The organism is Veillonella sp. 3310, assembly GCF_003999875.1.
Classification (GTDB): Bacteria; Bacillota; Negativicutes; order Veillonellales; family Veillonellaceae; genus F0422.
Genome location: NZ_RQVJ01000004.1, coordinates 15,986 through 31,689, shown reverse-complemented (window position 1 = coordinate 31,689; position 15,704 = coordinate 15,986). Strand labels below are relative to the sequence as shown.

Annotated in this window: 12 protein-coding genes and 3 tRNA genes; 12 read left to right on the top strand and 3 right to left on the bottom strand. The window is 41.2% G+C overall.

Annotated features, from left to right (window positions below; genetic code table 11):
• The first annotated feature begins 32 nt into the window (after positions 1 to 32).
• The 11 genes from EO127_RS06305 to EO127_RS06255 all read left to right on the top strand — a co-directional run bounded on the left by EO127_RS06305 (position 33) and on the right by EO127_RS06255 (position 10,894).
• The gene (locus EO127_RS06305; RefSeq protein ID WP_127161105.1) at positions 33 to 989 is read left to right on the top strand and encodes a 2-hydroxyacid dehydrogenase; all 957 of its coding nucleotides are present in this window, start codon (positions 33 to 35) and stop codon (positions 987 to 989) included.
• A gap of 151 nt (positions 990 to 1,140) precedes the next feature.
• Positions 1,141 to 2,214 carry an iron-containing alcohol dehydrogenase family protein gene (locus EO127_RS06300; protein WP_127161106.1) on the top strand — a complete coding sequence of 358 codons (1,074 nt, stop codon included), beginning with the start codon at positions 1,141 to 1,143 and terminating at the stop codon, positions 2,212 to 2,214.
• 126 nt (positions 2,215 to 2,340) lie between these two features.
• Positions 2,341 to 3,567: a P1 family peptidase gene (locus EO127_RS06295; RefSeq protein ID WP_127448613.1), complete on the top strand. Its 1,227-nt coding sequence runs from the start codon at positions 2,341 to 2,343 to the stop codon at positions 3,565 to 3,567.
• Between the two features lie 59 nt (positions 3,568 to 3,626).
• Positions 3,627 to 3,702, top strand: a tRNA-Asn gene (locus EO127_RS06290).
• Positions 3,703 to 3,707: 5 nt separating this feature from the next.
• Positions 3,708 to 3,782: transfer RNA gene (locus tag EO127_RS06285), tRNA-Glu, on the top strand.
• 3 nt (positions 3,783 to 3,785) lie between these two features.
• Positions 3,786 to 3,861 (top strand) — tRNA-Val (locus EO127_RS06280).
• 677 nt (positions 3,862 to 4,538) lie between these two features.
• The gene (locus EO127_RS06275; protein WP_127448612.1) at positions 4,539 to 6,803 is read left to right on the top strand and encodes a TonB-dependent siderophore receptor; all 2,265 of its coding nucleotides are present in this window, start codon (positions 4,539 to 4,541) and stop codon (positions 6,801 to 6,803) included.
• 139 nt (positions 6,804 to 6,942) lie between these two features.
• On the top strand, positions 6,943 to 7,980 hold the full coding sequence (locus tag EO127_RS06270) for an iron ABC transporter permease (protein ID WP_240646032.1): 1,038 nt from the start codon (positions 6,943 to 6,945) through the stop codon (positions 7,978 to 7,980).
• On the top strand, positions 7,980 to 8,984 hold the full coding sequence (locus tag EO127_RS06265) for an iron ABC transporter permease (RefSeq protein ID WP_127448611.1): 1,005 nt from the start codon (positions 7,980 to 7,982) through the stop codon (positions 8,982 to 8,984). Before EO127_RS06270 ends, EO127_RS06265 begins: the two co-directional genes overlap by 1 nt.
• A gap of 3 nt (positions 8,985 to 8,987) precedes the next feature.
• Entirely contained in the window at positions 8,988 to 9,806 is an 819-nt protein-coding gene (locus EO127_RS06260; RefSeq protein WP_127448610.1) for an ABC transporter ATP-binding protein, read from the top strand.
• Positions 9,803 to 10,894 (top strand): ABC transporter substrate-binding protein, encoded by a 1,092-nt coding sequence (locus tag EO127_RS06255; RefSeq protein ID WP_127448609.1) that lies wholly within the window; start codon positions 9,803 to 9,805, stop codon positions 10,892 to 10,894. The genes EO127_RS06260 and EO127_RS06255 overlap by 4 nt, the downstream gene beginning before the upstream one ends.
• Before the next feature lie 1,273 nt (positions 10,895 to 12,167).
• On the opposite strand, the gene EO127_RS06250 is transcribed toward EO127_RS06255, so the two are convergent.
• From EO127_RS06250 to EO127_RS06240, 3 genes are read right to left on the bottom strand one after another with little or no spacing between them, the layout of a single operon-like run.
• Entirely contained in the window at positions 12,168 to 12,881 is a 714-nt protein-coding gene (locus EO127_RS06250; protein ID WP_127448608.1) for a hypothetical protein, read from the bottom strand.
• 3 nt (positions 12,882 to 12,884) lie between these two features.
• Positions 12,885 to 13,289 carry a biopolymer transporter ExbD gene (locus tag EO127_RS06245; protein ID WP_126937935.1) on the bottom strand — a complete coding sequence of 135 codons (405 nt, stop codon included), beginning with the start codon at positions 13,287 to 13,289 and terminating at the stop codon, positions 12,885 to 12,887.
• Positions 13,289 to 13,906: a MotA/TolQ/ExbB proton channel family protein gene (locus EO127_RS06240; RefSeq protein WP_127448607.1), complete on the bottom strand. Its 618-nt coding sequence runs from the start codon at positions 13,904 to 13,906 to the stop codon at positions 13,289 to 13,291. Before EO127_RS06240 ends, EO127_RS06245 begins: the two co-directional genes overlap by 1 nt.
• Positions 13,907 to 14,788: 882 nt before the next feature.
• On the opposite strand from EO127_RS06240, the gene EO127_RS06235 reads away from it, so the two are divergent.
• Positions 14,789 to 15,628 (top strand): RluA family pseudouridine synthase, encoded by an 840-nt coding sequence (locus EO127_RS06235; RefSeq protein ID WP_240646030.1) that lies wholly within the window; start codon positions 14,789 to 14,791, stop codon positions 15,626 to 15,628.
• Positions 15,629 to 15,704: the final 76 nt, after the last annotated feature.

Sequence of the window (15,704 nt, the reverse complement as noted above, 5' to 3'; positions counted from 1 at the left end):
TTGCATGTTATAGAATATAGTGAGGTAAGGTTATGAAACAAATTTGTGTCATGGAACCATTAGGCGTATCCGAAGAATTATTACAATCCTTAGCAGAGCCATTCAAGGATCAAGGCTATGAACTGGTTGTGCATGGTACGAAGGAAACGGACCAAGTAAAGCTGTTGGACCGTGTTCGTGAAGCTTCCATCATTATCATGGCGAACCAACCTTTGTCTGGTGAGATTATTCGGCAATGTCCAAACTTAGAGTTTATATCTGTGGCTTTCACAGGGGTGGACCATGTGGATTTGGATGCATGCCGTGAGAAAGGTATCGTTGTGAGCAATGCAGCAGGTTATTCTACACAAGCCGTAGCAGAGTTAGTGTTTGGTCTTGCTATTTCTGTCATGCGCAATGTATTGCCTTGCGATGGACGTACACGGACAGGTGGCACTAAAGATGGACTGCCTGGATTTGAACTGCACGGCAAAACCTTTGGTGTCGTAGGCATGGGGGCTATCGGTGTGGCTGTAGCTCGTATTGCCAAGGCCTTTGGTTGCCACGTGCTTGCTTACAATCGTTCGGAAAAACCAGAATTACTAGCAGAAGGCTTTGCCTTTGCTGACTTAGATACAGTAGTACGAGATTCAGATATTCTATCCTTGCATGTACCATTGAATGATGCTACACGTCATTTAATCGATGCAAAGCGTATTGATAGCATGAAAGATACAGCGGTATTGATCAATACAGCACGTGGTCCTGTAGTGGATAATGAAGCATTGGCGAAAGCCTTACATGCAGGCAAATTGCGAGGAGTTGGCATCGATGTGTTTGAGATGGAACCACCAATCCCAACAGATCATCCATTATGTGATGCACCTCATACAGTCTTAACACCACACATTGCCTTTGCGAGCCAAGAGGCTTTTGTGACTCGAGCTCACATTGTGATGGATAATATTGTGGCATTCTTACAAGGGGAACCTGTCAATCGGGTGTGTTAAGACTTTCATAGAAAGTATATATAACAAAGACCCTATGTATATGTATATCCTATAGTGATTGCAATTTCGTTCCAATCGTCCTATAATACTTTGTATTACGTTTTAACATACAATGGTACGCCCTAAGTGGACTCACAGAAAGGATGATTGGATGAGACCTGTACATACATTACCAAGCTATAGCTTTGGGGGACATGAAATTTTTGATACTATCGGAGATTATACAAAACAGTTAGGTAAGAAAACTGTTATTATCGGCGGAGATACATCGTTATCTGTGGCATTACCTTTGTTGCAACCGGCTCTAGAAAAAGCAGGGGTTGAAGTGCTAGAAGTGGTACATTTTGGCGGCGAATGTGCCTATGCTGTAACAAATGAATTGGCAAAAAAGGAATCCTTGCAAGCTGCTGACTTTCTCATCGGTGTAGGTGGCGGTAAAGCCCTAGATACGACGAAATTAACGAGTATTGAATTAGGGGATATTCCTGTCATCACAGTACCTACCATTGCAGCTACCTGTGCAGCTACATCTGAGGCTATTGCCATTTATACATTGGACCATACCTTTGACAGCGTCGCTTTCCTAAAACGTCCTGCCGTGCATACATTCATTGATGCAGACATTTTGGTGAAAGCTCCAAGTCAATATTTCTGGGCAGGTATGGGTGACACCATTGCGAAACATTATGAAACGCATATGGCTACGCGTGGCCGAGATTTGTCCTATAATGTACAAGTAGGCTTATCTTTATCCAAGATGTGTGCGGAACCAATTTTTGCACATGGTCGTGAAGCTCTTACGGCCAATGAACAAGGGGAACGGAATCGCCTCTTTGATGAGTTGGTGATGGCTGTAGTACTTACAACAGGTATCGTTTCTGGATGTATGCCTGGGGACTTTAACAGTACTATTGCTCACGCTGTGTGCTACGGTTGTGCCGAAGACCCTCATACAGAAGAAAACCATCTTCATGGGGAAATGGTAGCCTATGGTCTCTTAGTGTTATTTGCAGCAGATAAGCAAGATGAGGAATTGGATCGATGGCTTCCAGTGTACCGTCAAATTGGATGGCCTACGAAACTTTCCGACATGGGATTAACAAAAGAACATATCCCAATGATCGTGAAAAAAGCAGCTTCTGTTCGTGATGTAGTGATTAGCCCTTATGTGGTGACAGAAGAATTATTGACCGAAGCGATTTTGAAAGTGGAAGCGCATAACTAATCTGTGTGGCGCTAGGTTGCATAGTATACAGTTAAATCTGTATGAACATAGTTCGTATATCAGTAATCGACAGGTATCTCTAGTAGAAAGAGATACCTGTTTGTGCTATGATGGGGGTATTATATTATGAATTGGATAGGAGTAGAACTCGCTATGGAACGAATATCTTGGAATGAAATAGATTTTGTAAAGGTAGGGAATGCTGCGGATGCGGTAGGTAAAACAGGTTTGACCGTATTGCGCTTTCCTAGTGGTGCGCAAGGTGGTTTACACATTAGTGGAGGCGGCCCTGCTGCCCGTGAAAGTGGTGTTCTAGATCCAACGACAGCGCCAACGCCAGTGAATGCCTTGGTCTTAGGTGGGGGATCCGCCTTTGGCCTCTGTGCCAGCGATGGTGTGATGCAATCTTTAGAAGCACGGAATATTGGCTTTCCTACAGCCTATGGGGTGGTTCCGATTGTTTGCCAAAGTGATATTTACGACCTATCCTATGGAAATCCTAAAGCGCGTCCCACAGTACAGATGGCGTATGATGCTTGTGAAAGGACTTTCATAAGTACAGAACCTATGTCTGGCAATATAGGCGCTGGTACGGGAGCTACCGTAGGTAAGGTATGTGGTATGGAACATGCCATGAAGGGTGGCATCGGGTATGCTGCTGCAAAGCTAGGAAATCTTGTGGTGGGCGCTGTCGTAGTGGTGAATGCCTTCGGCAATGTCTATGATCGTCATGGACATGCTTTAGGAGGTGTCATGGATGAAGAGCGTCAGCACATATTGGATGCTTGTCAGCTGATGTTTGATCAATACGTAGGTGTAATTGAAAGTAAGCCGTTGGTAGGGAAATCTGTAATAGGTAGTATAGGGGATACATCGTTAAAGAATAGCAATGCTCGAGGTGAAGCGGTTCTAGGCATGGAGAAAGGAAACACTACCATTGGAGCTATTGTGACGAATGCTACCTTTAATAAAGGTGAATTAACTAAGATTGCTATGATGGCTACCAATGGATATGCGAGGTCTATTCGCCCTGTGGGGACATTGTCTGATGGAGATACAATCTATGCGTTCTCTGTGTCTGAGTCAGATGCATTAGTAGAGTGTGATACTAATAAAGGGGTTAATGGGAACACCGATGACCATCATTTTGAAATACAAAATGGTTTGAGGAGAATAGCTGAAGGTGAGTCTACTTGTAATATAGAAAAAGAGATAGTAGCTGACGTAAATGTGGTAGGCACTTTGGCAGCAGAGTTAATGAGCGATGCCATCGAAGATGCTATGCTAGCTAGTAGGGTAAATCATTCTGAGTTTTTAGCAAATATAATTGATTTACACGAAGTGAAAATTTAAAATATATAAAAAATACTTGCATTTTATATGAAAGTGCTATATAATAACTCTTGTATTATTCCTCGATAGCTCAGCAGGTAGAGCAATCGGCTGTTAACCGATCGGTCGTAGGTTCGAGTCCTACTCGAGGAGCCATACAAGGCCCGTTGGTCAAGCGGTTAAGACACCGCCCTTTCACGGCGGTATCGGGGGTTCGATTCCCCCACGGGTCACCATATGGACGATTAGCTCAGCTGGGAGAGCGCCTGCCTTACAAGCAGGATGTCGGCAGTTCGATCCTGTCATCGTCCACCATAGTAGGAACCATCCTTTGGATGGTTCTTTTTTTTTATGTAGCCTTCGGGTATTCACTTGTTTTGCTATGTAGACTGTGGCGTTCGTTTCTTACTGTGACAAAGGAAAGACCGCAACATACTCCTTCTCAAACTGATCCTACGGTAGGTTTGTTCAGGAGCATGTTGCGGTCTTTTGCGTTTGCGTGATTTAGATAGTAAGGAACGCCACAAGGCTACTATTCGTAACGGCGTTCCTCGGGGAATTGCTTGTACGGTGTTACTTGCATAATTTCTGATAATAATTAGTAGTATTTATTAGAATAGATGAAGATTGTTATTTTCAATTTATTAGAAGTTGACTAGATTATTCATAGTGAATAAAATGTCAAAACAAATGAACAATTATGGTGGTAATGATATGAATATAGTCGTGTATAGGAGATATAAATTATTGGAAACATATATAGAAGTATACTTATAGTATCGAGAGTATTAAGGTGTTGCTATACAATTTGTAATGTAATTCATGTCCTAGACTATCTCTATGAATAAAAGGAATAATTATATCAAAATTAGCATAAAACATGAAGAAAAGATGAAGAAATATATTGCGTAACGGATTTTATAATGATAATATTTATTATATAAAGATATGAAACGTATATCTTGGTAAGGTTTTTTGTGTAGGAGTGTATTATGAATAGCAAGACAAGAAAGCAATTGTTATCATTTGCAGCGGCGACGGGTGTTCTTTTCCAATTAGGTGGCACAGCGCATGCTGTACAAGTTTTTGATTTAGGTGAGTTTGTGGTGCATGCACCAGCTCGTGTAGCAGTAGAAGAAGTAGCTGCAACGCCAGCTTCCGTAGAAGGTGCGTATGCAGGCGGTCAAGTAGCAAACAGCAATTTGATGGGTGTATTAGGTCGTCAAAGCTTTATTGAAACACCAGTAAATGTAACTGGCTATACTAGTGAATTGATGGAAAATAAACAGGCTTCCAATATTTCGGATGTTGTGGCAAATGATGCGTCTGTAAAAGAACATTCTTTATCTGGTGCTTCCAGTGCATGGACCATTCGTGGATTCCGTACAACGCAACAAGATATGCAGTTTAATGGTTTGTTCGGTATTGCTCCACGTTTTTATACAGGTACCGAAGGATATGAACGTGTAGAAGTAGCAAAAGGTCCAACTGCGTTGTTAAGCGGTGTGGCGCCTAATGGCGGTAATATTGGTGGATCCATTAATTTTGTACCAAAACGTGCAAAAGATACTCCAATTAATCGAGTGAAGTTATCCTATGGTAATGGTTCCCAATTCACACAACATATAGATGTAGGGCATCGTTTTGGCGAAAATAACAAGTATGGTGTACGTGTAAATGTATTGAACAGAAATGGTGAGACTTCTGTTGATAGTGAAAAAAATAATGTTAGCTCCGTAGTGATTGGCGCTGATATGCGCGGTAAAAAACATCGCATTGGATTGGATTTAGGATATGTATATAACGAAATTGAAAACCCTCAATATCGTGTTAACTTCGGTGCGACGGCCGATAATGGTGAGAGTCGGAAACTATTTGCTGGAGCGAAGTATACCAAAGAAAACCCATACACAGTATTTGAACCAAATAAAAATGCTAAGTTTGGAGCTGATAATACATGGCGTCGTGTTACAGAGAAGTACGGAGTATTAAGTGGTGAATACGACCTTTCTAAAGATTGGACTGCGTATGCTGGAGTAGGTATGCGTTATACATCTATGGACTATTATTATAATGAGTTCGTAGTTAATAATATTAAAACAGGCGCAGCTACTATAGGCTATAAATACAATAATCAAATTAACAAAGGATTATCCATCGAAGCTGGTGTACGTGGTAAAATTGTTAATCGAGGTGTGACACATAATATTGGTATTGCGGCAAGTAGAATTTCTTATGAACGTTACATGGGTAACCGTACATTTAAAAATACTTTCGCAGGTAATGTATTCACACAAACAGCAGACTCTACATGGTCACATCCAGATGGGTATCGTGGTTGGGAAAGTCCGTTGAATGATAAAAATGTTACATTAGGCTTATCGATTAGTGATAGAATTGTTACGTCTGATGAGGCTTGGCAAGTTATCTTAGGGGGACGTATTCAAAAAATTAAACAAACTAGCTATTTAACCCAAACCAACTTCCCGAAAGATGCTAATACAACTTGGAATGGTAGTAAAGTAGATTCCATATATGACAAAGCTGCATTTAGTCCATCTGTTGGATTAGTACATAAGCTTAATAAGCATGCATCTCTTTATGCAAACTATATGGAAGGTTTACAGGCAGGCGAGATTGTATCTGATGGTAACTCAACAAATGTGTTAGCACCATATAAATCTAAACAAATTGAGTTTGGTACTAAAGTTGATTTTGGTAACTGGTCATCTTCTTTGAGTTTCTATGATATTAAGAACCCATATACAAAGGCACAGAATAAAGGCTCTTATGATGCAGAAATTCGCAACCGTGGTATTGAATGGAATATCTTTGGTGAACCAACTAAAGGCACACGTATTTTAGGTGGTATCATGTATTTAGATGCAAAAATAAAATCTGATAGTAGAACTGGAGCATCGAATGTAGAAGGTAATCGTTATGCAGGGGCTCCTAAATGGAATGCCGTATTAGGTATTGAACAAGATATCAAAGGTGTGAAAGGTCTTACAGTAACTAGCCGTGTTAAGTATGTTGGTGAAGCCTATGCTAATGAGGCGAATACATTACGTACACCAGGATTTGTAACATGGGATCTTGGCGCACGCTATACTTGGAACTCTGGCAATACACCAATGACATTGCGCGCAGATGTATACAATGTTTTAGATAAAACATATTGGAATGCATTAGATCGTAATGCAGTGTACTTAAGCGGCGGCCGCACATTCATGTTGTCCTTAACGGCAAGTCTATAATTTAAAATACTGGTGAAAGTAGTATTTCCCAAATGATAAAGAGCTGTAATGGAATACGGTATACCTGTATTGTGTTACAGCTTCTTTTCCTATGCTTATGTAATAAAGTAGTTTTCAGTATATACAAGAAAGGAGATACATGGTGCGTAAAGAGATATCTTCATCCTATACATCGGACAGGAATACATCTTTCTTTGGTAAGTTTACAGGTCAAATGATAGTGGCTTTACTTATCTTAGGATTAGGTAGTTTTGTATTCTTATCGGTAGGAGCGAGGTCCATTTCACTAGAGATGATTTGGAACAGTATTTGGAGTGGCTCTGTGAATACAGATAGCATCGTCATTAATACAATTCGTATACCTCGATTGTTGGTGGCTTTCATCTGCGGTATTCATTTTGCCGTCGCAGGAGCGCTCATGCAAGGGATTACAAATAACCCGATGGCGAGTCCTTCTATTTTAGGGGTTAATGCAGGGGCTAGTTTTGGTCTGGCTATTGCTATGATTGCCTTCCCTATGGCAAGTTTAAATATGACTATATTATTTAGCTTTTTAGGGGCTGGATTGGCAACGGCTTGTATTTTATACTTAGCCAATCGAGGTATGGCGAAGGGGTCTAAGGTATATTTAGCCCTAGCGGGTACTGCTATTAGTGCTATTTTTATGGCCATTACACAAGCTTTAGTTGTTTTCTTTGATGTAGCGCAAGATATGAGCTATTGGACAGCTGGTGGTATTGGTGGTGTTCGTATGGAGCAAGTGTTATTAGTAGCTCCTTGGACTCTTATCGGTGTGCTAATTGCCTTGGCCATTTCTAAACAAATTACCTTGCTTAGCTTAGGCGATGAAGTGGTAGTTGGTTTAGGTGGAAAGTTAACCCAAATTCGCCTCTTAGCAGGTCTTACTGTATTACTGTTAAGTGGATCTGCTGTAGCCATTGCAGGACCTATCGGCTTTGTGGGACTCATTGTGCCACATATGGCTCGTTACATGGTAGGTCTCAGCTATGAAAAGGTGATTCCTTTTTCTGCTGTTTTAGGTGCTATTGTGGTCATCGTAGCAGATACGGTGGCACGTGTGGTGTCGCCACCATTTGAAGTGCCTTTAGGAGCGGTAACCGCCTTAGTAGGGGTTCCTTTCTTTCTCTACTTAGCGAATCGAAAGGAGGCTAACTAATGCATCAAGGTAGACGATTTACCCTATGGGCTATTGGGTTGTTAATAGCGTTGGCAGTGATGTTTGTAATCCATTTAGGAACGGGATTTTCTGAGTTTTCCTATATGGATTTAGTGCGAATTATCGCCGGCTATGGGACAGAATGGCAAGAGCGCATTGTTTTTGACTTCCGTATGGTTAGATCCGTGCTAGCTATTTGTATCGGTGCAGGTTTAGCTCTATCTGGAGCTATCTTTCAAACTATCACTCGTAACGAATTAGCTAGTCCTAGCGTGCTCGGTGTCAATGCAGGCGCTGGTGTAGCGGTGATGTTATACATCTATTTTGAGCCAGCTAATGCGATAACTACAATTTGGAAAGCACCTCTCTTTGCCATCATTGGCGGTGGATTGGCAGCGCTAATTATTTTCCGTATGTCGTATCGAAAAGGTCGTAGTTTGTCGCCGATGACATTAATATTAAATGGTATCGCTGTATCTACAGGTATTCATGCAGTACAAATGGTGACTATGGTGACCTTAAGTCCAGATAAATTTAATCAAATCAATACTTGGCTCATCGGTACGATTTTTGGAAATAGCTGGAACCATGTAATGGTCTTAGCACCGATTGTAGCGATTGGTGCGATAGCTTTATATTGCTACTCCACAAAATTAAATGTACTGAATTTAAATGAAGAAACCGCTATCGGTTTAGGGGCACGGATTACAAAGGAACGTGTTACCTTTCTTTGCATTGCAGTCGTTGTAGCTGCTTCTTGTGTCGCTGTAGGCGGTAGTATTGGTTTTATTGGTTTAATTGCGCCACATATTGCACGGCGTTTAGTAGGTGTGAACCATCGCTATTATTTACCAGTGACCCTATTATTAGGAGCTCTATTGTTACTTTCAGCAGACTGGTTAGGGCAAGTCATCATTGCACCAGATGAAATGTTGGTAGGCATTATCGTAGCATTGGTGGGGGCACCCTATTTTCTATATGTATTGGCACGGACGAGAGGATAAGATATGGCATTTGAATTACAACACGTTTCTACTGGGTATGAACATAAGATTATCAGTAAGGACGTAGATATTAGAATTCCCTTGGAAAAGGTAACTGCCTTGATTGGCTCCAATGGTTGCGGTAAATCCACTCTGTTGAAAACGATTTGCCGAATCATTGCACCCAAAGGGGGCTCCGTCATTTTAAATGGCGAGGATATTCATAAAAAAGATACGAAGGAATTGGCGAAACAGTTGGCGATTTTACCGCAAAATCCGATGGCGCCAGGATCATTGACGGTGCGTGATCTCATTAGTTATGGTCGTGCGCCCCACAAATCTGGTATTTTGCAACGTGAAAGCCAACGAGATCGTGAGTTAATTGATTGGGCCATTGATGTGACGGATTTGCATAACTTTGCTCATATACCAATTCAGAATTTATCCGGCGGTCAACGCCAACGGGCTTGGATTGCTATGGCGATTGCGCAAGATACAGATATTCTATTCTTGGATGAACCTACTAGTTATTTAGATATTTCTCATCAAATGGATGTATTAGAATTAGTGGAACGATTGAACCAAGAATATAAGAAAACAGTGATCATGGTCATTCATGAATTGAATCAAGCGGCGCGTTATGCGGACCATATTATTGCTATGAAAGATGGGGATGTGCACTTTCAAGGAACACCGCATGAGGTATTAACAGAAGAAATGTTGAGCAAAATTTTTGGTGTCGATTCCATCATTTTGAATGACCCACGGACGAATCGTCCCTACTGTATTGCCTATACTCATGCATCGGTGGAAAAAGCGAAACAAGCAGGTGGTGCATTATGATGGGACGTCGTATTGGATCCTATCTCGGCTGGGCAGCTGCATTAGCGATTGTAGTAGGTCTTGTGTATGGCTTAGTGAGTGGAACTTTCAGTAGCTGGGGCGCCCCTCGTTTAGGAGAAGGTTCCGTAGTGAAAGAAAAGCGACTCGACACCGATGAGGCCATCACGAAAGAGATGAACGCTCGCTTCAAGAAAGTAAAACAGTCTGCAGAGAAGCTCATTACCAATGAAGAAGGAAAAATGGTATTGCACCATAAATATGGTACTACTGTCATCCCTGATAAGCAGGACCGTATCGTGGTCATCCGTATGGAAGACCCTATGTATGCATTAGGAGCACCTATGGTAGGGGCTTACAATCGGGATAACTTTTACTTGCACAATGAACTAGATGCGCAAGGTGTACAGCATATCAGTATTAACGAGGAAACGAAGACCATCAATTTAGAGCAAATTGAGGCGTTAAAACCAGATTTGATTATTATGCGTGATTCCTTCACTCGTAGTACCTTTGATGCGTTGAGTAAAATTGCGCCCACCGCAGCTTTTGAATTGCAAAATGCGGAGCGGGCCTTGTTGACCATCGGCATGGTGCTGCACCGTGAAAAGCAAGCAGAAGCACGATTGCGTCAATACTATAATCATGTGAAAGAGGCTCGTATGGCTATAAAATCTCGCATTGGAGATAGTCCACTAGCCTACATTCGGGTCATGAAAAAAGAAATACGCTTATATCCGTATTCCTCTAGTGTAAATAGTCGATTTATTTTTGATTTGCTGAATATTACACCGGATACAGAGTCATTAGCGTTAGATGGTAAAAGTAATAATGCCGTTTCTCATGAAATGTTACCGGATATCGATGCGAAATACTTGTTAGTTAGCTCAGCTTACGGGGCAAGTAATCGGATGACTACGGATCAAGTGGGAAAAGAATTGCAGGATATACAGGCTATGGAAATTTGGCACACCATTCCAGCGGTACAAGAAGGACATGTACACGTGGTGACGAATCAGGTGTGGAGTTCCCATGGGATTATAGCCAAAGAAAGGGCAATCGACGAGCTTCGCTTGTGGTTAGCTCCTTGAGATGCTATGTAGCCTGTGGCGTTTGTAATTGAATAGGAAAAAGGGAAGAGCACGGCATACCCCTCACAAACGGTATTTCATAATGTTTGTTCGGGGCACACCGTGCTCTTCTTGCGTTTAGATTATTTAGGAAATAAAGGAACGCCACAAGGCTACTACGCATGACTGCGTGGCTTACGATGAGTTTTGAGTATGCCGTGCTCTTTTGCGATTGTCTATACTAGTAAATCTTGCCCTATGTCGCTGACGAGTGCGCTCAGGGGTGGAGTCTTATTTCACTATGTAGACTTATGACAGTTTTTATCCAAATATGATAAAGGGAAGAGCACGGCATACCCCTCACAAACGGTATTTCATAATGTTTGTTCGGGGCACACCGTGCTCTTCTTGCGTTTAGATTATTTAGGAAATAAAGGAACGCCACAAGGCTACTACGCATGACTGCGTGGCTTACGATGAGTTTTGAGTATGCCGTGCTCTTTTGCGATTGTCTATACTAGTAAATCTTGCCCTATGTCGCTGACGAGTGCGCTCAGGGGTGGAGTCTTATTTCACTATGTAGACTTATGACAGTTTTTATCCAAATATGATAAAGGGAAGAGCACGGCATACCCCTCACAAACGGTATTTCATAATGTTTGTTCGGGGCACACCGTGCTCTTCTTGCGTTTAGATTATTTAGGAAATAAAGGAACGCCACAAGGCTACTACGCATGACTGCGTGGCTTACGATGAGTTTTGAGTATGCCGTGCTCTTTTGCGATTGTCTATACTAGCAAATTTTGCTCTATGTCGCTGACGAGTGCGCTCAGGGAGGGAAAAAAGCAAAACCCCCACGGTACCCGGCCGTGAGGGGTTGTTGTTCATATGTGGAACTCATTAACTTTCTAGCTATAGAATAGCATAGATATTAAAAATCTACAAAAAAATACCATCATAAAAATTAACGATTTGCTAAAAAGTGCTGTAATGAAAATATAGAAAAGTCATCAACGTGAGTTGGGCTCATCTCTTCCTGATACAGGGGGAGGTGATACTATGAGAAATTTTAATAAATGGGCTGTATTACTACAACTCTTAAAATTACTCCTAGAAATTTTTCGTTTCTTCAATAAGTAATGAAAAAGCCTAACGAATAAGGTCTGATACACCTTAACACGTTAGGCATTTTCAAGTTTCTATTTTCTTGAGATGAGCCTAACGCCTTGGACACGTTGGTGGCTCTTCTTTTGTTATGTTTAGTATAACACAGTTGTCTATAAAACTCAAAGTTTTATCGGAAGACTACGGAGAATCTTACGACGGATGGTAATGGATCACCGAATTTGTTGGTGCCAGGGGCAAATGGGATGGTTGGTACGTAGGCAGCGACTGCGTTTTGTTGGGCGCTGTTTGCATCGCCGGATACTTCGACGTCTGCTACTTGGCCACTTTCATAGATGCGGGCTGTTACGTATACGGTACCGGTTTGCCCTGGTGTTGGGTTCGTAGGTTTTGGGTCTGCCAGAGGGTACGGAGAGTTAACCACGGTTGTCCGTGCTTCTTGTTCTTGGGCACGGGCGGCTGCATCGGCCTCCGCTTTGGCACGGGCAGCTGCTTCGGCAGCTTGGAGAGCTGCGTTAGACTGCGGTGATGTAATCGGTTGTTGTTTAGGCAAGGTACTTGGTTTTTGTTTTGGTACTTCTTGCTTTGGCTGTTCTGGTCGAGGTTCCGGTTTCATAGATTCTGGAATCTCAGGAACGGCTACTGCTTCTTGTGGTTCTGATGGAGTGCTTTCCTCTTGTGGAGGTTGTTGTTCCGCAGATTGTGAATTTTCAGATGCCTGCTCTTGAGCGCTTTCAGCCATACTTACTTCATAGAACGTAGTTGTTGATTCATGGAATGGTTCCGTTACTTTATTGAAGATGGCAGACGCCACAGGGATGAGTGCGATATGACCCGCTAAGGAGATGTAGAGGGCGTATTTCCAAAATTTATCTTCCTTCACGGATTACCTCTTTTCTACGGCAATGGATAGTTTTTTCACACCTGCTTGTTTCAAAGCATCAAATGTTTCAATGACAAATCCATAGTTGACGTCTTTATCACCGTTTAGAATGACTTGTAAATCAGGATTTCGTTGCAATTCAATTTGCACACGACGGATTAATTGTTCTTTGTCGAGACTTTCTTTGTTGAAAGCAATATTGCCATCTGCCATAACAGTAATGTTTGCATGCTGATTCATATCGAGTTGAGCAGAACTAGCTTGTGGTAAGCCCACTTTGAACGTATTTTGTTGTACCATAGTCATGGTGCTAATCATAAAGAACACAAGAAGGAAGAAGATGATATCAATCATTGGAATGATCATTAACTTCGGTTCTTCTTGTACTTTCATACTCCGAAGTTTCATTAGGCATTCTCCTTTTTATGAAGGAAACGAACGATGGAGGCCATCATTTGTTCCATGTCAGATACGATTAAGTTGACTTTACGGGAGAAAATAGCATGTAACACAAGAGCGACTGTAGCAACACATAAACCAGCAGCAGTCGCTACCAATGCTTCCCCTACGCCGGATGTAATTGCCATTGGTTGACCGTTGGATAAATCTAGTACGCTGAAAGAGTCAATCATACCCACAACGGTACCTAATAAACCTAAGATAGGAGCTAATGTAACAAAGGTACTCAACAAGCTTAAACGGTCTTGCAATACATTGACAGTACGCATAGCTTGCGCCTCTAAAGTAGGTTCTACAGCAAATCCATCTTGATGAGCTGTTAAACCTTCTACTACCAATTGAGCCAATACATTGTCAGGATGCTCTTCGGCAAAAGCTAAGGCTTCTTTCACATCGGCTTGGGCAAATTTAGTAGCCATTGTTTCCTCTACTAAACGATTGGCACCAGCTGTTTTACGATATACTAAGACGCGATCAATACCGATGGCGATGGTGAGCACAGAGATAATTAGGAACAGGTACATCACCGGTCCGCCTTGTTGGAAAATAGATAACATTTCATTCATTAGAAACACACCTTTCTGTAAAAATTTACACAAACCTTACACATAAAGAAAGACTACTTATATATAAGGGGAGAGTATAAAAAGTACCTTCTATATAAAGTAGCCTTACTTGTTAGTGATATATATTATCATTATATAAGTTATGGGAATGTCTGTCAACTGAATTGGAATTCACATTTTAGATAGAATGATATAGGTTTTGCATGCTTAGTATCAGTGCATTTGTGTGTCGTATACATTTGAGTGAAAGTAGAAACTTTTATATATGTGTCAATCATTATAGGTAATTGTTATCATAGTATTAGATGCGCACTAGTTTATATAATAATTTTAGTGAGTAATGTAATATATAAAGTTCTAGTATGAGGCAAAGCGTAATGCAAATATAGCCAGATGCTGTATATAAAATAAAAGCTGCAACACAACATACTATTGCGTTACAGCTTTTAATTTCTTGATGCTCATAGTAGCGATTATCACCTTATATGTAATGCTACGACATAAGTAGTATTCTTATAAAAGAAACCGTGCCTAATGTAAAGAGAAGTATCTCATCACGTTAGGCACAACAAACATATTTTGATGAGCTTAACGCACCACACGTTTTGCTCTTCTTTGTATATAGGATAGCATATTTTGCAAAAAAGAAATGTAATCGTCTTTATCATTGTTAATTCTACTATTTTATTTGCTAAGGAGAGACGTTTTATAAGGCCGGATATGGTAAAATATAGGTAGGACAGTAGAGAAAAAGTAAAAAGCCATTGCTGTATTTTGACGAAAGCATGGATATATAGCAAGTAGGATCTAAAAAATATGTATTAAAAGATACGTATTGGAAGATGACCTAGACATCAATAACTAAGATGAAATGGAAACCGTATGAAAGACAAACGCACCTTAACATATACAATTGAAAACTCAACAGCGACGACGGTAGGAGAATGGCTTGCTGCCCATCAATTCCCACGAAAAACAATGAAAGACCTCTTTTCGGCAAAAGGTGTTCGATTAGATGGACGGATTTGTACAGCGAAAACGAGGCTTTCACAGGGGATGGTGCTAGAGATACTACCTCTAAAAGAGCGCATTGACCACGACCCAATAGAGATGCCACTAGTCATTGCCTATGAAGATGAAGATATTCTCATCGTGGATAAACCATCGGGGATCACGATGAACTCGAAAGGGCAAGTGTCCTTAGCGAATGGAGTGGCTCACTATTTTAAAGTACATAAAATCTATGGAAAAGTGCGATTTTTAAATCGTTTAGATAGAGATACATCGGGTTTGGTGGTAGTAGCTAAGCATGGGTTGGCGCAGCATTATTACCAATTGCAGATGGATGATAACCGATTGGAGAAATGGTATCGTGCCACTGTAAAAGGTCGAGTAGAACAGTCGCAAGGTGTATTAAAGTTACCTATACGCAAAAGTATAGACGGCATTCATCAAGAAGTGCACCCAGAGGGAGCAATGACAAAAACAGAATATGAAGTCCTATCTTATGATGAAAGCCAAGATACAACAGAAGTGTGCATTCGATTATGGACGGGCAAAACCCATCAGATTCGAGTGACCATGGCATATATAGGGCATCCGCTAGTACATGATCCGTTGTATGCAGATGCTCAAGAGGTTGGAAAATCCTTTGCTCTAAGAGCCTATCGTCTGGTGTGCTATCACATGCGAACAGGGCAGAAAATTGTTGTAGAAGTATGACAAAGAATAGGCTAATAGATTAGCTTGTAAGCAAATCTATGTAATAATATAAATGCTATACATGGCATAGAAAAAC